Raw genomic sequence first — 21,620 nt, forward strand, 5'->3', positions numbered from 1 at the left:
GCCGGTTCAGGGACCGGTGAGGAGGGGCAGGCGCAGGACGAAGCGGGCGCCGACCGGGGAGTCCTCGATGACGAGGTTCCCCTCGTGGTGCTGGGCGATGTCCCGGGCGATCGCCAGCCCGAGGCCGGTGCCCTGCTTGTCCTTCTCGCGGCCCGAGGGCAGCCGGGTGAAGCGCTGGAAGACGGCCTCCCGCTGGTCGGGCGAGATGCCCTCGCCGTCGTCGATCACCTGCAGCTCGGCCCGGCCGTCGTCGCGGTCGACGAGGATGGTCACCGTGGAGGTGGCGTGCCGCTCGGCGTTGTCCAGCAGGTTGGTCAGCAGCCGCAGCAGCTGGAGCCGGTCGCCGCTGACGACGACGCCGGGTCGCAGGTGCAGCACGACGCGCTTGCGCCGGGGCCGGCGGCCGACCTCGGTGCGCACCAGCTCGGCGAGGTTGATGTAGCTGCGCGAGACCTTCTCGCCCGCGTCGAGCTTGGCCAGCACCAGCAGGTCGGTGACGATGGCCTGCAGCCGGTCCAGGCTCGCGACCACCGCCTCCGCCATCTTCGTCCAGTCGGTGTCCTCCGGGTGCAGCAGCGCCTCCTCCACCTGGGTCCGCATGGCCGTGATGGGGCTGCGCAGGTCGTGGCCGGCGTCGGAGGCGAAGCGCCGCTGCTGCTCCACCGCCTGCTGCAGGCGGTCCAGGGTCGAGTTGACGGTGACGGTCAGGGCGGCGATCTCGTCGCGCTGCGCCGGGACCGGTACCCGGCGCCCCAGGTCGGACACGGTGATCTCGGCCAGCTCCTCGCACACGCTCTCGACGGGCGCGAGGGCGCGGCGCACGATGCGGTACGTCCCGACGGCGGTGGCGCCCGTGAGCGCCAGGGAGGCGACGCCGAGCAGCGCGAGGACGGCGGGATGGACGTACCACGGGACGGGCGTGCCGGCGCCGTAGATGACGTAGTCGCCCCCGGTCCGGTAGAAGCGCAGGGCCACGACGTCCACGCAGGTGTCCGCGATGCCCGGCGGCGAGCAGAGCTTCCTGCTGGCGACCGCGGCGTCGTCCGGCGGGGTGAACCGGGCGATCGGCGGCTCGCCGGCGAGCTCGGGGGTCGCGGCGAGGACGCGGCCGGAGGGGTCGACGACCTGGATGTGCCGCGCGTGGTCCTCCGGTTTCAGGGTCGGGGGCAGCCTGTCCTCATGGATCATTCTCGAGACGTGCATGAGGCTCGCCATGATCTCCTGGCGCTGGCGGGACTCGGCGAGGCCGTACATTCCCAGGAAAACGAGCACGCTCACGCCTACGCATAGCAAGGCCGTCATGACGCTGGCGACCCACGTCAGCCTGGTCCGCACGGACCAGTCGCGCCAGAGCCTCACCGCAGCGCCCCCCTGTCCGCCTCGTGATCACCTTAAATCCGCATCATTCGAGGTCGGGGCAGTGAAAGGGCAAGATGGCACAAACTATGGATCAAGGACATGTAGTGTGCGGGGCGCCAGGTTCATGGTCCGCACCCCGGTTTCGCTGCATTCCACTACGTCTCCGACTCGGGCTCCGTAAAGGTCGGGTACGTGGATCGCAGGTTCGATCGCCAGGGTCATGCCCGCGGCGAGCACCGTGCGGTCGGCGGCGGTGAGCCAGGGGCCCTCACGCGGCTCCAGCCCGATGCCCTGGCCCGTCCCGCGCGTGACGTACGGCCCGTAGCCGCTCTCGTCCAGCACGGTCCAGGCGGCGGCGTCCACCTCGGCGGCCGTCGCGCCGGGCCGCACGGCCGCCGCGGCGGCGTCGCGGGCCGACAGCAGCACCGCGTACAGCGCATCGAAGTCCTCCGGCGGCTCGGCCACGAAGAAGGCGCGGGCGGCGTGCGCGTGATACCCGCCCGACCGCGCCGCGACCTCGACGGTGACCGCGTCGCCGGGGTTGATGACCCGGCCGGACGGCACGTGCCGCGGCCGCGCCGTGTTCTCCCCGCTCGCCACCACCACCGACAGGTGCTCGGCGTCCCCCGCCTCCGCGGCGAGCCGCGCGGCCATGCCCTCCTCGGTGGCGCCGAACCACGACAGCGCCCGCGCCGCGCCGAGGACGCGGTCGGCGGCCGCCGCGGCCCGTTCGATCGCGGCGACCTCCTCGGGGCGCTTGCGCATCCGCAGCGGGTCGAGCACGGCCGAGGCCAGCACCAGGTCGGCGTCCACGCGCAGCACGAACAGCTCGTGCGCCCGCATCTGCGCGTCCACGCCCACCCGCGAGGCCGAGGCGGGGATGAGCGCGGCGGCCTCGGCGGCGTCCGGGGCGAACCCGGGCGGCAGGCCGGGCACCAGCACGAGGAACCCCGGCGCGTCGTGCCCGGCGACGTAGCGCATGTCGGGGGAGGGGCGCAGCACCAGCGCGTCCAGGCCCGCCTCCGACATCCGCGCCTGGACGGCCGCCATGACCTCCTCGATCATGCGGGCGGGTGCAGCCAGCAGGCCACCGGCCCGAACGCGGGCTCCTCGTCCGCGCACACCTGCATCGCCACCGGGCACCGGGGGTGGAAACGGCATCCGGGCGGCGGGTCCGCCGGGTCGGGCACGTCCCCGGGCAGTTCCTCGGGCAGCCGGCCGAGGCCGTCCGCCTCCGGGATGGCCCGCAGCAGCGCCTGGGTGTACGGGTGGCGCGGCTCGGCCCAGATCTCGGCGGTCGGCCCGGTCTCCACGATCTTCCCCAGGTACATCACGGCGATGCGGTCGGCGATCAGCCGGACGACCGACAGGTCGTGGCTGATGAACAGCAGCCCCGCGCCCGACTCGACCGCGAGGTTGCGCATCAGCGTCGCCACCTGCGCCTGCGCGGAGGCGTCCAGCGCCGAGATCGGCTCGTCCCCGATCAGCAGCGAGGGGCGGGCCGCCAGGGCGCGGGCGATCGCGATGCGCTGGCGCTGCCCGCCGGAGAACTCGTGCGGGTAGCGCTCGGCCATCCGGCCGGGCAGGCCCACGCGTTCGAGCATGCCGGCGGGGGTCGTCTCGCGGTCGCCGGCCGCCGCCAGGCCGTCGGCGATCTGCGCGCCCACCCGCCGCCGGGGGTTGAGCGAGGCGTAGGGGTCCTGGAACACCATCTGGATCTTGGTGAGCGCGGGGGTCCTGCGGCGCAGGCCGAGGGGCGTGACCGGGCCGCCCTCGAACGCGACGGCCCCGCCGCCGGCCGGGACCAGCCCGCAGACGGCGCGGGCCAGGGTGGACTTGCCGCAGCCGGACTCGCCGACCAGGCCGACCACCTCGCCGGCCGCCACCTCCAGGCTGGCCCCCGCGACCGCCCGCACGGCCGGCCTGCCGGGCGTCCGGTGGTCGACGACCAGGTCCCGCACGGTCAGCAGGCTCATGACCCCTCCCTCGGCAACACGTCCGTTCCCTCGCCGGGCGGCACGGGCCCGCCCGGCGACGGCTCCTGCGGGCCGCCCGGAGACGGTTCCCGCGGGCCGCCCGGCGGCGGCTCCTGCGGGGCGTCCGGCCGGACGGCCGCGCCCTCCTTGGGCAGCGCGTCCAGCAGCGCCCGGGTGTAGGGGTGCTCGGGTTCGCGCAGCACCCGGGCGCGCGGCCCGGTCTCAAGGACCAGGCCCTCGCGCATGACGCTGACCTCGTCGGCGACCGCCGACATGACGCCGAGGTCGTGCGTCACCAGCAGCACGGCGAGCCCGAGGTCGTCGCACAGGCCTCTGATCAGCCGCAGCACCCCCGCCTGGACGGTCACGTCCAGCGCGGTGGTCGGCTCGTCGGCGATCAGCACCTTCGGGCCGCAGGCCAGGGCGATCGCGATCGCGATGCGCTGGCGCATGCCGCCGGAGAACTGGTGCGGGTAGCGGTCGAACGCCGCCGACGGGCCCGGGATGCGCACCTTCCCGAGCAGCTCCTCCGCCCGCGCCCGCGCCTCGGCCCTGCCGACGCGCAGATGGTGGCGCATGTGCTCGGTGATCTGGCGGCCGACGGTCAGCATCGGGTGCAGGCTGGTCGCCGGGTCCTGGAACACCATGGCGATGTCGCGTCCGCGCACGGCGTTCAGGTCGCGCTGCGACAGGCCGAGCAGGTCGCGCCCGTCCAGCGCTATGCGGCCGCCCGTACGGGCGCCGTGCGGCAGTAGGCCGAGCGCGGCCAGGCCGGTCATCGTCTTGCCAGAGCCGCTCTCGCCGGCCAGGCCGTGCACGCGTCCCGGTCGCAGCAGCAGGTCCACCCCGCGCAGGATCTCGTGGCCGCCGATCGAGACCGTCAGCCCTTCGACGCTCAGCACCGGGGAGTCGTCCCGGACGTCGTTCACGGTCACAGCGCACGCTCCTTGATGGCCCGGGCCGTGCGCGGGTCCAGGGCGTCGCGGAGGGTGTCGCCCAGGAAGTTGAAGGCGAGCACCACGGTGAGAATGGCCAGGCCGGGGAACGTCGCGACCCACCAGCTGTCGAAGACCTCCACGCCGGAGGCGACCATCGCCCCCCACTCGGCGGAGGGCGGCTTGGCCCCGAGCCCGAGGAAGGACAGGCCCGACAGCAGCAGCAGCGCGCTGCCGATGTCCAGCGTCGCCAGCACCAGGATGGGGCCGGTCACGTTGGGCAGCACGTCGACCCGCAGGGACCGCCAGGCCGAGAAGCCGAGCAGGCGGCCGCTGAGCACGAACTCGCGCTCGCGCATGCCGAGCACCAGGCCGCGCGTCACGCGGGCGTACGACGGCCAGGCCACCACCAGCACGGCGAGCACCGCGTTGGTCAGGCTGGCGCCCAGGGCCGCGGCGACGACCATGGCGAGGATGACGGTGGGGAAGGCGAAGACCAGGTCGGCCAGCCGCATGATCCCCTCGCCGACCCATCTGCCGAAATATCCGGCGCAGGCCCCGAGCGCGCCGCCGATCAGCAGCGACAGCACCACCAGCAGCAACGTCAGCGGGATGGACACCCGCGCCCCGTACATGACGCGGGACAGGATGTCGCGGCCGAGCTGGTCGGTGCCGAGCCAGTGGCCCGGCCCGGGGGAGGCGAGCCTGGGCAGGTCCTGGGCCAGCGGGTCGTGCGGCGCGAGCAGCGGGGCCGCCACGGCGATGACCAGCCAGGCGAGCGCGACCACCCCGCCCGCGACGGCGAGCGGCCGCCGCCACGCCTCCGGCAGGCGCGCCAGCACGCCCTTCCTGTCCGGGGCGCCGGGAAGGATCCTCACGCCGGCCCCCCTCCGCGGCGGACGCGGGCGATCACGACAGCCTCACTCTCGGGTCGATGATCCCGTACAGGATGTCGACCACCAGGTTGATCAGGACGTACACGAAGCCCACCACCAGGCCGACGCCCATGACGGCGGGCAGGTCGAGGGTCGTGGCGCTCTTGTAGGCGTACTGGCCGATGCCGGGTCGCGCGAAGACCGACTCCACCAGCACCGTTCCGGACAGCAGGCTGCCGAACGCCAGGCCGGCGACCGTGATGATCGGCACCAGCGCCGACCGCAGCACGTACCGGAACAGGATCACCCGGCCGGGCAGGCCCTTGGCCCGCGCGGCGCGCACATAGTCCTGCCCGAGCACCTCCAGCACCGCCGACCGCGTGAAGCGGGTGAGCAGGCCGATGGTGTACGCGGCGAGCACCAGCGCCGGGGTGATCAGGTGGCCCACGGCGGAGGAGAACACCTCCCACTGGCCCGCGAGGGCGGCGTCGACGGTGTACAGGCCGGTGACCGCGGGCGGGGCGCTCATGTCCGGCGCGATCCGGCCGCTGCCGGGGGTGATCTGCAACCGGAAGAAGAACACGTAGAACGCCACCAGGGCGAGCCAGAAGGTCGGCACCGAGATGCCGACCAGGCTCACCACGCGCAGTACCTGGTCCGACAGCCGGTCGCGGCGCAGCGCCGCGATCACGCCGAACGCGACGCCCGCCACCAGCGAGATCAGGATCGCGCCGCCCGCCAGCTCGATCGTGGCGGGCACGAACTCCGCCAGGTCGTCCAGCACGGGACGGTGGCTCTGCTGGCTCATGCCGAGGTCGCCCCGCAGCAGGCCGCCGAGGTAGGTCAGGTACTGCGCCGGCAGCGGCTTGTCCAGGCCGTGCTCGGCGCGGAACTGCGCCACGATCGCCGGGTCGCCGAGCGCCCGCTGGCCGAGGTTGGCCGTCACCGGGTCGCCCGGCACCAGATTGGTCAGGACGAAGGTGACCAGCGTGATCCCGAATCCGAGCAGCACCGCGATCGCGATCCTGCGGGCCAGGAACCGCGCCAGCGGATGCCGCCGGTGCCCCCTGCCGCGCGGCCGGCGGCGACCGCCGTCGTTCACGGCAGGGCCGCCGGTGGTGGTGTCGTTGTCGCCCGGGCCGGCGGCACGGCTCGCCGCCGCGCCGCCCGCCCGGTCGTCACTTGGCGCCGAGGGCCGCGACATCGACCGTCCACACCGGGTGGAACTGGAGCCCGGTGACCGAGGCCGCCGTCACGATGTTCTGGCTCGGCTGGATCAGCGGGATGAACGGACCTGAGGCGTTCAGCTTGTTCTGGATGTCGGTGTAGAGCTGCTTGCGCGTGTCGTCGCCGATGGTGGCGGCCGCCTTGTCGCCGAGGGCTTCGAGGTCCTTGTCGGCCCCCGCCTTCCAGCCGGCGCGCAGGCCGACCGTCTTGCCGGGGAGGAAGGCCAGGTAGTCCGTCGGGTCCGGGTAGTCAGGGCCCCAGTACCACAGGCCCAGCTCCTCCTTGCCGTTGCGGTAGTTGTCCAGCGCCGTCGCCACCGGCCCGGGGGCCAGCTCGACGGTGATGCCGACCTCCTTGAGGTTGGCCTGGACGCGCTCGGCGAACGGCTGGAACGACAGGCCCTGCAGGGTGATGTCGCTCGGGTACTCCAGCTTCACCGTCGGGTTGCTCACCCCGCTCGCCGCGACGGCTGCCTTGGCGCCCTCGACGTCCCGCTTGACGGCCTGGTCGGCGGGCAGCGCGCCCAGCAGCATCGTCGGGATGACGCCCGGCGCCTGCACCGAGCCCTCGCCCGCCAGCTCCAGCAGGCCCTGGTAGTCGACGCCCTTGCGGACGGCCTCGACGATCTTGGGGTTGCTCGTGACCCCGCTGACGCCCGAGTCGTGGTTGGCCAGCAGGAACACGACGTTCGCCGAGGCGGTCTTCAGGGTCTGCAGGTTCCCGCCGACGCCCTTGACCTGGTCGCCGGACAGGTCCAGCGCGATCTGGCTGTCACCCCGCTGGACGTTCAGCTTCTGGGTGGCCGACTCGACGTTGCGGATGACGACCTTGGTGTAGGCGGGCTTGTGGGCGCCCCAGTACTTCGGGTTGGCCTTCAGCACGACCTGCGAGGAGGTGTTGAACGACTCCAGCTCGTACGGCCCGGACCCGGCGGAGGCGCTGTTGAGGTACTGCTCGGCCTTGTCGGAGGAGTCGGCCGTGCCGCCGTGCTCCTTGACGACCTTGGAGTTCAGGATGCCCAGCGCGGGGTTCGGCAGGACGAACGGCAGCTCGGGCCGTGGCGTCTTGGAGGTCAGCGTGATCGTCGTCGCGTCCGTCTTGGCCACCTCGACGCCGTCCAGCAGGAAGGACGGGTTGCCCTTCAGGTCGCGGACCCGGTTGAGGGAGAACACGACGTCGTCGGCGGTGACCGGGGAGCCGTCGGAGAACGTGGCGCCCTGGCGCAGCTTCAGCGTCAGCGTCCTGCCGTCGGGGGACTGCTCGTAGGACTCGGCGAGCGAGGGGAGCGGCTTGGTGACGTCGGAGCCCTCGAAGGTCAGCAGGGTGTCGTAGAGCGCCTTGCCGACGGTCAGGCCGGTGGGCTCGTAGTTGCGGCCGGGGTCGGCGGTCTTGAGGGTGAAGGACGCGTCCATCACCAGGGTCTTGCTCGTGCTGCCGCCGCCCTGCGACGACGTGGTGGACGGGGTGCCACCGGAGCAGGCGGCGAGGGAGAGCGCGCCGGTGAGCAGGACCGGCAGCAGAGCCGCCCTCGCCTGCCAAGCCGTACGGCGCCGCGAGCGGGTCGCCATTCTGTGTCCTCCGGAATTGGGCTATGTAGACGATTGTTAGCGTGTGGTCCAGGATTGTCCGATAAAACGTCCAGCTCATGGCAGTGAGCCGAGACGGATAGAGCGCATGGGGACGATGTATGACCGAAATGTCAGGCACGCCATCGTCCGGGACCGGGGTCCCTGGACGGATCGGCATCGGCCTGCAGCTCGACGCCATCCACATGAAGATCATGGAGGTGCTGCGGGAGAACGGCCGCATCTCGGTGGCGGCGCTGGCCGAGCGGGTCGGGATCTCCCGGGCGAGCGCCTACACCAGGTTCGAGGCGCTGCGCGCCGACGGGGTGATCAAGAAGTTCACCGCCGAGGTCGACCACGTGCGCGCCGGGCTCGGCATCACCGCGCTCGTCTTCGTGACCGTGCGCCAGCAGATGTGGAAGCAGTTCCGCGCCCAGCTCGCGCAGATGCCCGAGGTGGAGTACTGCGCGATCACCACAGGGCAGCACGACGCGATGATCCAGGTCAGGATGCCCGACGTCGCCTCCGTGCACACCCTGGTCACCGAACGGCTGGCGAGCATCCCGGCCGTCAAGGCCACGGAGACCGTCTTCATCCTGGACGAGGTGCTCAGGCGGCCCTACGTCCTGCCCTCCGACGGCCGCTCCCGTCAGCCCGCCCGCCGCCCGCCCGCAGCCGCCGCCGACCCGCCCCCGCAGCCCCCGTCGAACGTCCCCCTGGGCAAAATGCGCTTCGTCGGCGCCGCAGAAGGCCGCGCCCACCTCCACAAGGAACCGTGACCCCCGCCGACCTCCCGCTCCTCGGTCCCTCGCCCTTGGGGGCAAGCGGATCCGGCGAAGGCCGCGCCCACCTCCAGGACGTGAGTTCGCCCGCTGACCTGCGGCTCCTCGATCCCTCGCCCCTTGGGCAAGCGGATTCGGCGCTGCGGCGGTGGGATGTGGTGTGGTGAATCCGGCGCCGTCGTACGGAGGGGAACCGGACCGGCCGACTCCTCAGGTGGTCTCGATCTCCTCGCAGACGCTGATCTGCGGGGTGTCGTCGCCGTCGAAGGCGAACTCCTCGATCAGGCGCAGCCGTCCGTCGGGCAGCGGCTCGATGCGGCTGGTGGCGCGTCCGGCCGCCCGGCCGCCGGTCTTCAGCGCGTGCGCGTAGGCGAGCTCGACGCGGTCGTCGTCGCGGGTGCCGACGAACCGGCCGTGGACGACGGTGTCGCCGATGTAGTCGCCCCAGACGATCCCGTTCGCCTCCTGGTAGTGGAAGCGCGTGGGCTCGTCGGCGTTCACCTCGCTCGCGGTCGAGCTGACCATCGCGAAGGTGCGGCCGTCGAGCAGGTCGCCGGAGGCGCCGGGGGAAAGAATCGTCTCGCTCACGTCTCCGCATCGTGCCCCTCCGCGCTCCGACCGCAAAACGGGGTTGGACGTTTCGCTCACCTTCGCCAGACTGACGAAGTGATCTGTCTGCGGCGGCCCCGCGGACCGAGCCATGTTCTGTACGACCGGCCGGGCGGGTTCGGAAGAGCAATGTTCTGGGGACGGAGTACCTGAACCGCCCCCCACGCCTCGACCACCGCCCGCGACGAGGAGCGCCCATGGACATCAGCGAGCTTCCCGGCTTCTACGCCATCGCCGGTGCAGACCCCGATCGCAGGGCGGTCGTGGGCGCCGACGGCGCCGTCACCACCTACGGCGAGCTGCTCGCCCGCGTCAACCAGGTGTCCCACGGCCTCAGGGGTCGCGGGCTGGTCAAGGGCGACGTGGTGGCGGGCGTGCTGCCCAACGGACTCGACCCCGTGGTCATGCTCCTGGCGACCGGGCAGATCGGCCTGTACTACGTGCCCGTCAACTGGCACCTGACCGCGTCCGAGATCGCGTACATCCTGCGCGACTGCGACGCCCGCGTCGTCGTGCACGGCGACACCGGCGACGGCGCGCTCGCGGCCACCGTCAAGGACGCCTGCGCGGCGGCGGGGATCCCGGCCGAGGCGACGTTCGACGGCCACGCGGGCCTCGCGGAAGGGCGGCCGGCGGACGCGCCGGAGGACCGGTCGAACGGGTCGGTCATGTGGTACACCTCCGGCACCACCGGGTTCCCGAAGGGCGTGCAGCGGCCGCTGTCCGGCGCGGCGCCCGAGCGGTCCGCGCCGATCGTCCGGTGGTTCGTGGGCGAGGTCTGCGACCTGCGGCCCGGCGATGCCGTCCACCTGGTCACCTCGCCGATGTACCACTCGGCGCCGTGCGCGCACACGCAGATGGCGCTGAACCTCGGGCACACCGTGGTCATCGCCCCGAGGTTCGACCCGGCGCTCATCCTGGAGCTGATCGAGCGCCACCGGGTGACCAACGCGATGATGGTGCCCACGATGTTCCACCGCATGCTGCGGCTGCCCGACGAGGTCAAGAAGCGGTACGACCTGTCCTCGCTCCAGCAGGTCGTCCACACGGGCGCGGCCTGCCCGGTGGCCGTCAAGAAGGCGATCATGGACTGGTGGGGTCCGGTGCTGTACGAGTACTACGGCTCCACCGAGTCCGCCATCGCCTTCGCCGTCAAGCCGCGCGAGTGGCTCGCCCGCCCGGGCACCGTCGGCCGCCCCGCGCCCTCGTTCGAGGTCCGGATCCTGGACGACGACGGCGGCGAGCTGCCCGCCGGGCAGCCCGGACTGATCTACATCAAGTCCTCCATGGGCGCCTTCCAGTACCGCAAGGACCCCGCTCGCACCGCCGCGAGCAGGCGCGGCGAGTGGTACGCCCCCGGCGACATCGGCTACCTGGACGAGGACGGCTACCTGTTCCTGTGCGACCGCCGCACCGACCTGATCATCTCGGGCGGGGTGAACATCTACCCGGCCGAGGTCGAGGCCGCCCTGCTGGAGCATCCGGCCGTCGCCGACGTGGCCGTGATCGGCGTCCCGGACGAGGAGTGGGGGCAGCAGGTCGTCGCCCTCGTCCAGCCGGCCCCCGGCGCGGCGCCGGGCCCCGAGCTCACCGCCGAGCTGCTGGCCCACTGCGAGCCGCGCATCGCCCGCTTCAAGCACCCCCGCGTCATCGGCTACCGCGACGAGCTGCCCCGCACCCCCACCGGCAAGCTCTCCCGCTCCCGCGTCCGCGACGCCTACCTCCACGACCGCTGACCCACGAGGCGGGTCGGCTCGGGGCGTGTGCTCCCGCTCGATCCGCGGGCCGGCCCGAGTGGTATCGCAGGGGACATGACGATCGATGAGATGTACGCCGCGTTCGCGGTGCGCGAGGCCCGCGGGGTGTCGCCCACGTACGAGCGGCTGGCCTCCGCGGTGTCGCGGGACGAGGAGCTCCTTGGCCTGCTCGCCGCTCTTCCCCCGGCCAAGCGGCAGCCGAACCTGCTGTTCGGCGTCGTCCGGTCGCTCGGCGGGCCGGTCGGCGATCCGGCCGCGTTCCACGCGTACGCGGTGGCGAACTGGCCGCTGATCGAGGCGGAGATCCGCGTCCGGGTCACGCAGACGAACGAGGCCGGGCGGTGCGCGGTCCTGGCGCCCGTGCTGGCCGCGCTGCCGCAGCCGGTGGCGCTGCTGGAGGTCGGCGCGTCCGCCGGGCTGTGCCTGTACCCCGACCGGTACGCCTACCGTTACGGCGACCACGTCGTCGGCTCCGGCGGGCCGGTCCTCGACTGCGCCGCCGTCGGCATGGACCCGCCGGCGAGCCTTCCCCAGGTGGTGTGGCGAGCCGGGCTGGACCTGAACCCGCTCGACGTGACCGACCCCGCCGATCTAGCGTGGCTCGAAGCCCTCATCTGGCCGGAGCACGCGCATCGCCGCTCCCGGCTGAGGGCGGCGGCGGCCGTCGCCGCGGCCGACCCGCCGCTGCTCGTGAAGGGCGACATGGTCGACGACCTGCCCGCGCTGGCCGCCCAGGCCCCCTCCGGAGCGACGCTGGTGGTGTTCCACAGCTCGGCGCTGTACCAGCTGCCGCCGCTGCGGCGGGCGGCGTTCGCCGAGGTCGTGGGCCGGCTGCCCGGACACTGGATCACGAACGAGACCCCGGACGTACTGACCTACGAGTCGCTGCCGGCACCGCCGGACGAGACGCTGTACAACGTGCTCGCGCTCGACGGGACACCGCTCGCCTGGACCAGACCGCACGGACAGGGGATCGTCTGGATCGCGTAGCCCCCGTCACCCTTCACCTTTCACCCTTCACCGGTTACCGCCGCCGCCCGTCGCGTCGTCCTGCGCCGTCGCGTTCCCGCGAGCGCCGGTCGGCGGCCCCCGGCCGGATGGCGTTATTGATCAACTTATGTCCGGTGGGAGAGGATGCGTTCTCGTACCCGCCATGCGTGGTGGGTGCGATGTCCGCCGGGATGAAGGGGAAACCATGCCGTCTCGACCCGTCGGTACCGTCTTGTCGGTGCTCGTCCTGCTGCTCGCCGGATGCGCCGGCGTGGCGGTGTGCCTGGCGACCGCCCCGGTGGCCTCCGCGACCGCGTCCCCCGATCTGATGGACTCCTCCTACCTGCTGCCCATGTTCCTCCTCCTCGCGCTGGTGACCGGGCTCGTCGAGTGGTGGGCCGGCCGGAAGGGGTTCTGGTGGGGCCTGGTGGCGCCGGTCCCGTTCCTGGCCTGGTTCGTCGTGGGCGTGTTCCGCGGCGGGGCGGACGGCGAAAGCCAGGGCCTGTGGCCCGTCGGGCTGGTCTTCCTGCTCGTCCTGGCGCTCGTCCACGCGTGCATCGCGCTCGCGGCCGTGTCCGTGGTGCCGAAGCACCGGCGCGGACCGTCCGCGAGCTGACCCCGCGCGGGACCGTCCGCGAGCCGACCCCGGGTGGGGTCCGCTCCCGGACGGTCCGCCAGAGCCCGCCCCCCGGACCCGGGCCGCACAGGTGCGCGCGGTCGGCGGACGGCCGCACCGGCATGGGTGCTCACAGGATGGCGAGGGCCTTGGCCACGGCCGGGTCGCGTCCGGTGGCGAGGTCGAGGGCCGTCAGAGGCGCGTAGTGGTCCACCGGCACCCCGATGGTGTCGATGATCTCGCGGGCGGGGCCGAGGTGCCGGACGTGCGGCAGGAGCAGGACGCTGCCGTCGTCGAGCAGGTGACCGGAGGCGGGCCCGGAGACGGCCCCGGCGGTGCGGGTCCCGATGAGGGTGCCGATGCCGTTGTCCTTGACGGCCCCGCTGAAGTCCTCGCAGGCCGAGGCACATCCGCGGTCGGTGAGGACGACCAGGCGCGCGCCGAGGAGCGGCACGCCGTCGTCGGTGCGGTTGGCGGTGCACTCGCCCTCAGGCGGGCAGAAGTAGCTGGTCACCTTGCCGTGCGCGAACGCGCCGAGCAGCCGCGTCACCTCGTCGGGCGACCCGCCGCCGTTGCCGCGCAGGTCGAGGACGACGGCCTCGGGCTTGTCCCGCAGCTTGGCGATGACCTGGTCGGCGGCGCCGGAGAAGAACCCGGGCAGCCGGACGTAGGTGACGCCGTCGCCGAGCGCCTTGGACGTCACCGTCCGGGGTTCCGGCGTGACGGGGCCGTCCTTCAGCGTGACGGTGCGGATCCGTCCGGTCGTGGGGCGCTTGAGGGTGAGCCGTAGCGGGCTTTTGTCCAGGACGGCGAGAATGCCCCGGTTGAAGGTGTCCCCGATGAACGGCGGCATGCCGCCGGCCTTCAGCACGATGTCACCGGGCCTGACGTCGGCCCTGGCCGCGGGGCTGCCGGGCAGGACGCGCGTGATGAACATCGGCGGCCGCGCGGCCGGGTCCGGCTCCGGGCCGTACAGGCCGGAGGCGCCCGCCAGGCCCGTCCCGGTCGGCCCGCCCTCCGGCGGCGGGGTCGGCCGTATCCAGCGGGCGTGGTTGTCGTGCAGCCCCGCGACCATCCCGTCGATCGCGGCGCGCAGCGCGGCGGCGTCGCCGGCGCCGAGGACCTTCGCGAAGGCCGTCCAGTCGCTCTGGCGGTTCCCGGTCAGGGCCGGTAACCGCAGGCCGGGCTGATCGGCGCCGCGCCGCAGCAGGTTCTGGGTGTAGGCGGCGAAGGCGCTCTTCAGCAGCGTCCTCGGGTCCATGACGGGGCCGCCGTAGTAGTTGTCCAGCACGCAGAAGTACGCCTGCCGGAGGGTGTTCACCGTGGTCGGCGGCGCCGGTTCCGGTGGCGGCGCCGTGGCGGGCGCGCACCCCCCGCCGGGCGCGGGAGTGGCCGGCGGGGACGTGGACGGCGCCGGTGACGCCGGTGATCCCGGTGACGCAGGTGAGGACAGGGTCGCCGGGGCGTTCGGGGCGTTCGGGGCGGACGGCTTCGGAACGGGCGTCGGGGTCGCCGCGGGAGCGGACAACAGGACGGCCGCCGACACGGCGGTCGCGCACAAGGCTTTGATCATGGCGACCAGCGTGGCCGGAAGCGGGTTGCGCGGCCGTGAACGGAATCGTTAACGCCGTTGTTACCCCGGTTCGGCTACGAACCTCAGTATGCGCGTACTGGTGGCGGAAGACGAACGTGACCTCGCCGATCTCGTGGCGGTGGGGCTGCGCCGCCACGCCATGGCCGTCGACGTGGTGTACGACGGCGCCGCCGCGGCGGAGCGGCTGGCCGTGCACGACTACGACGTCCTCGTGCTGGACCGGGATCTGCCCGAGACGCACGGCGACCAGGTGTGCCGTGCGCTGGTGGAGCGCGGCAGCCGTACGCGGATCCTGATGATGACCGCGGCGGCGTCGGTGCCGGAGCGGGTCGCGGGCCTCGGCATGGGGGCCGACGACTACCTGCCCAAGCCGTTCGACTACGCCGAGCTGGTGGCACGGGTGCTGGCGCTGGGACGGCGCAGCCGGTCGCAGGTGCCGCCCGTGCTGACGCGGCACGGGATCGTGCTCGACCCCCACCGGCTGCAGGCGTCGCGGGACGGGCGGCACCTGCACCTGTCGCTGAAGGAGTTCGCCGTCCTTGAGGTCCTGATGAGGGCCGACGGCGCGGTCGTGAGCTCGGAACGGCTGCTCGAAGAGGCGTGGGACGAGCACGCCGACCCGTTCACCACGGTGGTGCGGGTCGTGGTCAGCCGCCTGCGCGCCAAGCTCGGCGACCCGCCGTGCATCCAGACGGTTCCCGGCGCCGGATACCTGCTGTGACGACGGGCCGGGGATCCGCCGGTACGACCGGCGCGGGCTCCGCAGGGGCGGCGGCCCGCGGGGCGGCGAGGACGAGCGGCGGGCGCTCCGCCGGGACGACGGGCGGGCGCTCCGGCGGGACGACGGGCGGGGGCTCCGCCGGGACGACGGGCCGGAGGTCCGCCGCGGCGACGGTCCGGGTGCGGCTCACGCTGATCTACTCCGGGCTGTTCCTGCTGACCTCGGTCGTACTGCTCGTCACGGTCAACGTGCTGCTCAGCCAGGCCCTGCGGTCGCGCGTCGCCCGGCTCCCCACGGCGCCCCCCGCGCCCGTCGCGCCGGGGGAGATCGGCCGCCTGGCGCCGGACGACCGGCCCGCGCAGCTGCCCGGGCTGGTGGCCGACGTGGTCAACTACCAGTGGGAGATGGCCACGCTCACGGTCGGCGTCCTCGCGCTGGTCTCGGTCGTCGTCGGCTGGCTGGTCGCCGGGCGCATCCTGCGGCCCGTCCACCGGATCACCGCCACCGCCCGCCGGTTGTCGGTGTCGAACCTGCACGAACGGATCGCGCTCACCGGGCCGGAGGACGAGCTGAAGGAGCTGGCCGACACCTTCGACGCGATGCTCGACCGGCTCCAGCGGTCCGTCGAGGGGCAGCGGCGGTTCATCGCCAACGCCTCCCACGAGTTGCGGACCCCGCTCGCCGTCCAGCGCGCGGCGATCGAGATCGGCCTCCCCGAGGACGTCGGCGAGATCCGCGACAAGTTGCTGTTCCACAACCGGCGTACCGAGAACCTCATCGACGCCCTGCTGGTGCTCGCCCAGGCGGAGAACGGCCTGGACCGCAGCGGCCCGGTGGCCCTGGACGAGGTGGTCCGGCTCGTCGTGGCCGAGGCGGACCCGGGCCGGGTCACCGTGACGACGCGCGTGGAGCCGCTCCTCGTCGACGGCGACCCGGTACTGCTGAACCGGCTCGTCACCAACCTCGTCGACAACTCGCTCCGCTACAACCGTCCCGGCGGCACGGTCGCGGTGACGCTCGCGCGCGGGGCGCTGACCGTCCGGAACACCGGCCCCGCGGTGCCCGCGGAACGCCTGGGCGAGCTGTTCGCGCCCTTCCGGCGGCTGCACACCACTCGCGAGCAGGGCAGTGGCCTCGGGCTGTCGATCGTCGCCTCGATCGCCAGGGCGCACGGCGCCACCGTCCACGCCACCCCCAACCAGGGCGGCGGCCTGGAGCTGTCGGTCGTCTTCCCGCCCCGCCGAGCCCCGATGACGGCGCAAACGCCTCCCGCCGCCTCCGGCCTCCCGTCGCGATAACGGCCGAGCGGCCGTCCGCCGCCTCCTGCCGTGAGGACGACCGTGCGGCCGGCCGCCGCCTGCCGCGATGACGGCCAGGGAGCCCGGTGACGGTCAGCCGGTGATGCGCATGAGGGAGACGAGGTCGTCCTCGACGGTGAAGGCGAAGTCGGACGGGCCGTTGAAGCCGTCGCCGCCGACCATGGCCGACACCACCACCGTGTCGCCGGTCTGGCGCACCCCGGTGAGCGTCAGGCTCACCCGGACGCCGATGAACTCCTTGTCGCTCCAGCCCCTGATCGCGGCCGGGCCGCGGAACACCCGTCCCCAGTCGTCGACGGCGCCCTCGTCGGCGAAGCAGCCCAGGAAGTCGTCGATGTCACCGGCGTTGGCCGCGTCCACCGCCCGCTGGACGGCGGGAGGAAGGGTGAAAGTCGTCATGGTACGAGCCTCCGTGCTGCAAGATCGGTCCACGGCCTTATCCCCGTCATCCCCGTCACCGAAGCGGCCGACGCCTGCGATGACCACGGGTTATGTCGTCTCCAGCGAGGCCGCGGAGGCCGTCCCGCGCGATGCGTACCGGACCGCGGCCGCCGGTCTCAGAGGGGCAGCCATTCGGTCGAGGTGGTGATCCGCGCGAGGACGTCGGGCAGCGGGTCGACGCCCAGCCCGGGGCCCGCCGGGACGGCGAGGTGGCCCTCGTCCAGGACGAAGGGCTCGGTGAGGTCGGTGGCGTAGTAGCGGCGGGAGGCCGAGGTGTCGCCGGGCAGCGTGAAACCGGGCAGCGCGGCCAGCGCGACGTTCGCCGCCCGGCCGAGGCCCGTCTCCAGCATGCCGCCGCACCACACCGCGACGCCGTGCGCCCGGCACAGGTCGTGGATGCGCCGGGCCTCCAGGTAGCCGCCGACCCGCCCCGGCTTGACGTTGACGATCGAGCACGCGCCGAGCGAGATCGCCGCGGCGGCGTCGCGCGCGGACTCGATCGACTCGTCCAGGCAGATCGGAGTGCGGAGCCGCCTGGCCAGGGCCGCGTGCTGCACCATGTCGTCCTCGGCCAGCGGCTGCTCGATGAGCAGCAGGCCGAAATCGTCTAGTTTGGCCAGGTGTGGGGCGTCCGCCAGGGTGTAGGCGGCGTTGGCGTCCACCTGGAGCATCAGAGCGTCGCCGAAGCGCTCGCGCACCGCCCGCACCGGCTCCACGTCCCAGCCGGGCTCGATCTTGATTTTCACGCGGACGTAGCCCTCGTCCACGTACCCCGCCACCGCGTCCAGCAGCCGGGGGATGGTGTCCATGATGCCGACCGACACTCCGCAGGGCACCCGGTCGCGGGAGGCGCCGAGGAACCCGGCGAACGAGGCGCCCGCCGCGCGCAGCTCGGCGTCCAGCACGGCGGTCTCCAGCGCGGCCTTGGCCATGCGGTGGCCCTTGAACGGCGCCAGCGCCCGCTCGACGGCATGGGCGCCGGCGTTCGGCAGCGCGGCCAGCGCCGGCACCATGAAGCGCCGCATGACCGCGGCGGCGCCGTCGACGTACTCGGGGGAGTACAGCGGCTCGGACATGGCCACGCACTCGCCCCACCCCTCGCCCTCGGGGGTGACCACCCTGACCAGCAGCACGTCGCGCTCGGTCTCGGTGCCGAACGACGTCCGGAACGGCGCGACCAGCGGCATCGCCACCCTGCGCAGCTCCACGCCGGTGATCTTCATGTTCGCTCCACGATGTAGTGGCCGTCGGCGGTGAACCCGATCACGACGGCGCCCTCGTCCAGCAGGCCGCCGAGCACGCGGCGCACGGCGTGCCGCCACGCCTTCGCCGTCGCCGGGTCGCGCGGCCTCAGCGTCTCGACGTCCCTGGGCGTGCCGACCAGCAGCACCCGGCCTTCGGCACAACCCTCGGCACGGCTCTCGACGCGGCCCTCGACCGGACGGCCGTCCTGCTCGGCGAGGGCCACCACGGCACCGGCGGGCGCGGCGGGCCGGCCCGCCGAACCCGAGCAGGCGGCCTCGACGGACGGATCGTCCAGCCGCCACGCCGCGAGCAGCCGGTCGGACTCGTCGCCGGCGTTGATGGCGTCCCCCATGGCTCCGTAGAAGGACCGAAGATACCGCTCTGGCCGGGCGCCGAGCTTGGCGATGTTGAAGTACGCGTTGCGGCGCACCAGCGGATCGTAGGTCCAGGTGATCACGCCGATACCCCGGTCCACAGCCCAGGCGCGCTGGTGGAGCTTGAGCGCGAACCCGATGCCCTGGCCGCGCGCGCAGCCGGTGACGTGCGAGTGCAGCGCCGTGCCCGAGGGCGCCGCGAAGAAGCCGACGCTCGCGCCCACCAGGTCGCCGCCGGCCCCGAACGCGCCGCTCACGTAGTTGCCGCTGTGGGAGAGGGCGACCATGAGTTCGACGTTGATCGGGGCGTGGCCGGGCTCGGTCTCCCAGATGCCGTCGAACAACTCGACGACCCGCTCGAACTCGGCGATCTCGCGCAGCTCGCGCACCTGGACGCCGCACCGCCGTGCGGCCCGCTCGTACTGCGCGGCGGCGCTCGCGTGCCGCCGCGCGGTGGTGGGCGCCGCGCCGGGGGAGGCGGCGGCAGGCCCCGGCTCGCTCACCGCGCGGGCTCGGACAGGGACGGCTCCGAGGAGGACGGCTGCGAGGGGGACGGCTGCGCGGCGGCGGCCTGTGCGGCGGATCGCACGGGCTGGGCGGGCGCCGGACGTCCCATCTCGGCGCGGAACAGCCGCATGACGTTCCCGCCGAGGATCTTGCGGATGTCGTCCTCGGGCAGACCGCGCCTGAGCAGCTCCTGGGTGACCAGCGGCATGCCCCGCGGCCCGTCCAGGCCGGGAATGGTGGCGAGCGTGTCGAGGCCCGTCGTGCTGTAGGACTCGCACGGCGGGGTCACGTCGAGCAGCACCTCCCGTATGAAGTCGGGCCCGAGGCCGACGTGGTCCACGCCGGCGACCTCGGTGATGTGCAGAATGTGGTCGGCCAGCCGTTCGACGGTGTACCCCTCGGGCTTGTCCGACAGGAACGCGGCCAGGAAGTTTACGCACACCACGCCGCCGCCCGCCGCCACCGCGCGCAACTGGTCGTCGGTGAGGTTGCGGTGGTGGTCGCGCAGGACGCGGGCGGAGGAGTGCGTCGCGATGACCGGCCGCGTGGCGATCTCAAGGACGTGCGCCACGCCCGACGCCCCCAGGTGGGAGATGTCGAAGACCATGCCGAGCCGTTCCATCTCGCGCAGCGCCGCGACGCCGTGGGCGGTCAGCCGGCTGCCTGTGGCGTCCTCGCCGCTGCCGTCGGCGAGCGGCGTGCGCCCCCAGTGGGCGATGGACGCCACGCGGACGCCGAGCCGGTGGAAGGTGGGCAGCAGCTCCACGCTGGCGTCCAGGCCCGGCATGCTCTCCAGGGCGATGACCAGCGCGATCTTGCCGTCCGCGAGGGCCTGGTCGATCTCGCGCCCGTCGAGGCAGATGCTCACCTCGTCGCCGTTGCCCTCGGCGAGGACGTGGGCGCACTCGATCATGCGCAGGGTCTGGCGGAGCGCGCCCTCCGGGCGGAACTGGACGTCGATGAACGCCGGCAGCACCTGCACGTCCACACCGCCCTCGCGCAGCTGCGGCAGCCACTGCTCGCGGAAGAACGACGCCCACCTCTCGGGCGGCCGGGCCGACACGGTCATCAACAGGTCGTTGTGGGCATCCGCCACGATGGCGTCCCGATGCAGGTCTGCGTACACGTGTGGATCCTCCCCGACCGGCGCCGCCGCTCTGTTCCGCACTCTCGACCCGACCGTATACGCACGCAGGGACGACTCGGGCCCAGGCGGCCGGGCGAGGAGGGTCATCCGAACCGGTAGGCCTCGCGGCGCGGCGCGCGGGTGATCCTGCGGTACACCGTCGTCGGGCGCGGCCAGTTGTTGGTCACCCGGCCCGCGTCGTTCTTGTACCAGCTGTCGCAGTCGCGCACCCACGCCGTGCGGGCCATGGCGGCGTCGAGCGCCCGGCGCCAGCCGTCCATGGCGGCCGGCCGCACCTCCATCGGGCCGTGCGCCCGCAGCAGCGGCAGGCAACCCATGATGTACCGGACCTGCGACTCGATCATGAGGATGATCGAGTTGTGGCCGAGGTTGGTGTTCGGCCCGTACAGCAGGAACAGGTTGGGGAAGCGGGGCACGGCGATGCCCAGGTACGCCTCCGCGCCGCCCTTCCACGTGTCGTGCAGCAGGTGGCCGCCCCGCCCGGTGATCTCGATCGGGGCCAGGAAGTCGGTGGTGTGGAAGCCGGTCGCGTAGATGAGGGTGTCGGCCTCGCGCACCGTGCCGCCGGCCGTCTCGACGCCGCCCGGGACGACGCGGGTGATCGGGTCGGTGACCACGTCCACGTTCGGCCGGGTGAGCGCGGGATAGAAGTCGCTGTCGATGACGATGCGCTTGCAGCCGATCGGATGGCCGGGGGTCAGCTTGGCGCGCAGCGCGGGGTCCTTCACCTGCCGCTCCAGGTGCTCCCGCGCCCGCTTGGTGACGAGCTTCCTGCTCCAGCCGTCGACCAGGACCGGGTAGATGACGGTTTCCAGGAACCGGAAGACGCGCTCGCGGTCGGCGTCCTGCAGGAACGGCACGTGCCGGTAGGCGAGTCGCCGGCGCTCGCCGTACACCTCGCCCACCTTGGGGATCACCCAGTTCGGCGTGCGCTGGTAGACGTCCAGGTGCCCGGCGACGGGGGCGATGCGGGGGATGAACTGCGCCGCCGAGGAGCCGTTGCCGATCACGGCGACGCGGCGGCCCCGCAGGTCGTGGCCGTGGTTCCAGCGGGCCGAATGGAAGCTCGTCCCCTCGAAGGACGACATGCCGGGAATGTCGGGCAGGCGTGGCCGGTTCAGCTGGCCCACACCCGAGACCACCACGTCGAACGCGTGCCGCTCCCCGTCGGCCGTCGTCACCTGCCACAGGTTCGCGGACTCGTCGAACGCCGCGGCCGTGACCTCGGTGTTCAGCCGCAGGTGCGGGCGGACGCCGTACTTGTCGGCGCAGTGCTCCAGGTAGGCCAGCAGCTCGGGCTGGGCCGGGTAGCGCCGCGACCAGCCGCGATGCCGCTCGAACGAGTAGGAGTACAGGTGGGAGGGCACGTCGCAGGCCGCGCCCGGGTAGGTGTTGTCGCGCCACGTGCCGCCGAGGTTGCCGGCCTTCTCGAAGACGGTGAAGGTGGTGATCCCCGCCTTCCGGAGCTGGATCGCCATGCAGAGCCCGCCGAAGCCCGCCCCAATGATCGCTACCGTTGGTGCCATTCGCCAGCCCTCCGGGTGTCAGGACGTACTTACGGTAGATCGTGCCGGTAGTCTG

21 protein-coding genes are annotated in these 21,620 nt (G+C 73.0%); 7 read left to right on the forward strand and 14 right to left on the reverse strand.

Translation table 11 applies throughout. From position 1 onward, the window contains the following. Positions 1 to 6 precede the first annotated feature (6 nt). The 7 genes from ACZ6QO_RS00930 to ACZ6QO_RS00960 all read right to left on the reverse strand — a co-directional run bounded on the left by ACZ6QO_RS00930 (position 7) and on the right by ACZ6QO_RS00960 (position 7,940). Positions 7 to 1,278 (reverse strand): sensor histidine kinase, encoded by a 1,272-nt coding sequence (locus ACZ6QO_RS00930; RefSeq protein WP_465846395.1) that lies wholly within the window; start codon positions 1,276 to 1,278, stop codon positions 7 to 9. 165 nt (positions 1,279 to 1,443) lie between these two features. Then, positions 1,444 to 2,424: a M24 family metallopeptidase gene (locus tag ACZ6QO_RS00935; protein WP_465846397.1), complete on the reverse strand. Its 981-nt coding sequence runs from the start codon at positions 2,422 to 2,424 to the stop codon at positions 1,444 to 1,446. Next, complete coding sequence (locus ACZ6QO_RS00940) at positions 2,421 to 3,335, reverse strand: ABC transporter ATP-binding protein (protein ID WP_465846399.1); 915 nt, start codon at positions 3,333 to 3,335, stop codon at positions 2,421 to 2,423. Before ACZ6QO_RS00940 ends, ACZ6QO_RS00935 begins: the two co-directional genes overlap by 4 nt. Next, positions 3,332 to 4,270 carry an ABC transporter ATP-binding protein gene (locus tag ACZ6QO_RS00945; protein WP_465846401.1) on the reverse strand — a complete coding sequence of 313 codons (939 nt, stop codon included), beginning with the start codon at positions 4,268 to 4,270 and terminating at the stop codon, positions 3,332 to 3,334. Before ACZ6QO_RS00945 ends, ACZ6QO_RS00940 begins: the two co-directional genes overlap by 4 nt. After that, positions 4,267 to 5,148, reverse strand: a complete 882-nt coding sequence (locus ACZ6QO_RS00950; protein WP_465846403.1) for an ABC transporter permease — start codon at positions 5,146 to 5,148, stop codon at positions 4,267 to 4,269. The genes ACZ6QO_RS00945 and ACZ6QO_RS00950 overlap by 4 nt, the downstream gene beginning before the upstream one ends. 31 nt (positions 5,149 to 5,179) lie before the next feature. Beyond that, complete coding sequence (locus tag ACZ6QO_RS00955; protein ID WP_465846405.1) at positions 5,180 to 6,349, reverse strand: ABC transporter permease; 1,170 nt, start codon at positions 6,347 to 6,349, stop codon at positions 5,180 to 5,182. After that, the gene (locus tag ACZ6QO_RS00960) at positions 6,324 to 7,940 is read right to left on the reverse strand and encodes an ABC transporter substrate-binding protein (RefSeq protein ID WP_465846406.1); all 1,617 of its coding nucleotides are present in this window, start codon (positions 7,938 to 7,940) and stop codon (positions 6,324 to 6,326) included. The genes ACZ6QO_RS00955 and ACZ6QO_RS00960 overlap by 26 nt, the downstream gene beginning before the upstream one ends. Positions 7,941 to 8,059: 119 nt before the next feature. Here ACZ6QO_RS00960 and ACZ6QO_RS00965 point away from each other — a divergent pair, with 119 nt between their 5' ends. Next, on the forward strand, positions 8,060 to 8,716 hold the full coding sequence (locus tag ACZ6QO_RS00965) for an Lrp/AsnC family transcriptional regulator (RefSeq protein ID WP_465846408.1): 657 nt from the start codon (positions 8,060 to 8,062) through the stop codon (positions 8,714 to 8,716). A gap of 213 nt (positions 8,717 to 8,929) precedes the next feature. Here the strand turns inward: ACZ6QO_RS00965 and ACZ6QO_RS00970 are convergent, their stop codons facing one another. Then, a complete protein-coding gene (locus ACZ6QO_RS00970; protein WP_465846410.1) occupies positions 8,930 to 9,307 on the reverse strand; it encodes an avidin-fold protein in 378 nt (125 codons plus the stop codon). 218 nt (positions 9,308 to 9,525) lie between these two features. Here ACZ6QO_RS00970 and ACZ6QO_RS00975 point away from each other — a divergent pair, with 218 nt between their 5' ends. From ACZ6QO_RS00975 to ACZ6QO_RS00985, 3 genes are all read left to right on the forward strand, one after another. Then, the gene (locus ACZ6QO_RS00975) at positions 9,526 to 11,064 is read left to right on the forward strand and encodes an AMP-binding protein (protein ID WP_465846412.1); all 1,539 of its coding nucleotides are present in this window, start codon (positions 9,526 to 9,528) and stop codon (positions 11,062 to 11,064) included. A 75-nt stretch (positions 11,065 to 11,139) separates the two neighbouring features. Further along, a complete protein-coding gene (locus ACZ6QO_RS00980; RefSeq protein WP_465846414.1) occupies positions 11,140 to 12,075 on the forward strand; it encodes a DUF2332 domain-containing protein in 936 nt (311 codons plus the stop codon). A gap of 205 nt (positions 12,076 to 12,280) precedes the next feature. Further along, positions 12,281 to 12,691 (forward strand): hypothetical protein, encoded by a 411-nt coding sequence (locus tag ACZ6QO_RS00985; protein WP_465846416.1) that lies wholly within the window; start codon positions 12,281 to 12,283, stop codon positions 12,689 to 12,691. Between the two features lie 130 nt (positions 12,692 to 12,821). Here ACZ6QO_RS00985 and ACZ6QO_RS00990 read toward each other — a convergent pair whose 3' ends face one another. Beyond that, entirely contained in the window at positions 12,822 to 14,012 is a 1,191-nt protein-coding gene (locus tag ACZ6QO_RS00990; protein WP_465846417.1) for a S41 family peptidase, read from the reverse strand. On the opposite strand from ACZ6QO_RS00990, the gene ACZ6QO_RS00995 reads away from it, so the two are divergent. From ACZ6QO_RS00995 to ACZ6QO_RS01005, 3 genes are all read left to right on the forward strand, one after another. Then, the gene (locus ACZ6QO_RS00995) at positions 14,005 to 14,316 is read left to right on the forward strand and encodes a hypothetical protein (protein WP_465846419.1); all 312 of its coding nucleotides are present in this window, start codon (positions 14,005 to 14,007) and stop codon (positions 14,314 to 14,316) included. The two genes, ACZ6QO_RS00990 and ACZ6QO_RS00995, sit on opposite strands and share 8 nt — an antisense overlap. Before the next feature lie 36 nt (positions 14,317 to 14,352). After that, a complete protein-coding gene (locus ACZ6QO_RS01000; RefSeq protein WP_465846421.1) occupies positions 14,353 to 15,006 on the forward strand; it encodes a response regulator transcription factor in 654 nt (217 codons plus the stop codon). A gap of 179 nt (positions 15,007 to 15,185) precedes the next feature. Beyond that, positions 15,186 to 16,304, forward strand: coding sequence for a HAMP domain-containing sensor histidine kinase (locus ACZ6QO_RS01005; RefSeq protein WP_465846423.1), 1,119 nt, complete (start codon positions 15,186 to 15,188; stop codon positions 16,302 to 16,304). Positions 16,305 to 16,397: 93 nt separating this feature from the next. On the opposite strand, the gene ACZ6QO_RS01010 is transcribed toward ACZ6QO_RS01005, so the two are convergent. From ACZ6QO_RS01010 to ACZ6QO_RS01030, 5 genes are all read right to left on the reverse strand, one after another. Then, positions 16,398 to 16,724: a nuclear transport factor 2 family protein gene (locus tag ACZ6QO_RS01010; protein ID WP_465846425.1), complete on the reverse strand. Its 327-nt coding sequence runs from the start codon at positions 16,722 to 16,724 to the stop codon at positions 16,398 to 16,400. A 158-nt stretch (positions 16,725 to 16,882) separates the two neighbouring features. Continuing rightward, positions 16,883 to 17,989 carry an o-succinylbenzoate synthase gene (gene menC / locus ACZ6QO_RS01015; RefSeq protein ID WP_465846427.1) on the reverse strand — a complete coding sequence of 369 codons (1,107 nt, stop codon included), beginning with the start codon at positions 17,987 to 17,989 and terminating at the stop codon, positions 16,883 to 16,885. After that, on the reverse strand, positions 17,986 to 18,888 hold the full coding sequence (locus tag ACZ6QO_RS01020) for a GNAT family N-acetyltransferase (RefSeq protein WP_465846429.1): 903 nt from the start codon (positions 18,886 to 18,888) through the stop codon (positions 17,986 to 17,988). The genes menC and ACZ6QO_RS01020 overlap by 4 nt, the downstream gene beginning before the upstream one ends. Next, on the reverse strand, positions 18,885 to 20,018 hold the full coding sequence (locus ACZ6QO_RS01025) for a dipeptidase (RefSeq protein ID WP_465846431.1): 1,134 nt from the start codon (positions 20,016 to 20,018) through the stop codon (positions 18,885 to 18,887). Before ACZ6QO_RS01025 ends, ACZ6QO_RS01020 begins: the two co-directional genes overlap by 4 nt. A gap of 104 nt (positions 20,019 to 20,122) precedes the next feature. Beyond that, positions 20,123 to 21,565 (reverse strand): flavin-containing monooxygenase, encoded by a 1,443-nt coding sequence (locus tag ACZ6QO_RS01030; RefSeq protein WP_465846433.1) that lies wholly within the window; start codon positions 21,563 to 21,565, stop codon positions 20,123 to 20,125. Positions 21,566 to 21,620: the final 55 nt, after the last annotated feature.

The sequence above is a fragment of the Sphaerisporangium sp. NPDC049457 genome (assembly GCF_055586705.1).

What these genes read in the sequence shown, in the direction of transcription:
- ACZ6QO_RS00935 (WP_465846397.1), bottom strand. Translation starts at nt 2,424, where the DNA reads ATGATCGAGGAGGTCATGGCGGCCGTCCAGGCGCGGATGTCGGAGGCG.
- ACZ6QO_RS00940 (WP_465846399.1), bottom strand. Translation starts at nt 3,335, where the DNA reads ATGAGCCTGCTGACCGTGCGGGACCTGGTCGTCGACCACCGGACGCCC.
- ACZ6QO_RS00955 (WP_465846405.1), bottom strand. Translation starts at nt 6,349, where the DNA reads ATGTCGCGGCCCTCGGCGCCAAGTGACGACCGGGCGGGCGGCGCGGCG.
- ACZ6QO_RS00960 (WP_465846406.1), bottom strand. Translation starts at nt 7,940, where the DNA reads ATGGCGACCCGCTCGCGGCGCCGTACGGCTTGGCAGGCGAGGGCGGCT.
- ACZ6QO_RS00965 (WP_465846408.1), top strand. Translation starts at nt 8,060, where the DNA reads ATGACCGAAATGTCAGGCACGCCATCGTCCGGGACCGGGGTCCCTGGA.
- ACZ6QO_RS00975 (WP_465846412.1), top strand. Translation starts at nt 9,526, where the DNA reads ATGGACATCAGCGAGCTTCCCGGCTTCTACGCCATCGCCGGTGCAGAC.
- ACZ6QO_RS00980 (WP_465846414.1), top strand. Translation starts at nt 11,140, where the DNA reads ATGACGATCGATGAGATGTACGCCGCGTTCGCGGTGCGCGAGGCCCGC.
- ACZ6QO_RS00985 (WP_465846416.1), top strand. Translation starts at nt 12,281, where the DNA reads ATGCCGTCTCGACCCGTCGGTACCGTCTTGTCGGTGCTCGTCCTGCTG.
- ACZ6QO_RS01000 (WP_465846421.1), top strand. Translation starts at nt 14,353, where the DNA reads ATGCGCGTACTGGTGGCGGAAGACGAACGTGACCTCGCCGATCTCGTG.
- ACZ6QO_RS01010 (WP_465846425.1), bottom strand. Translation starts at nt 16,724, where the DNA reads ATGACGACTTTCACCCTTCCTCCCGCCGTCCAGCGGGCGGTGGACGCG.
- menC (WP_465846427.1), bottom strand. Translation starts at nt 17,989, where the DNA reads ATGAAGATCACCGGCGTGGAGCTGCGCAGGGTGGCGATGCCGCTGGTC.
- ACZ6QO_RS01030 (WP_465846433.1), bottom strand. Translation starts at nt 21,565, where the DNA reads ATGGCACCAACGGTAGCGATCATTGGGGCGGGCTTCGGCGGGCTCTGC.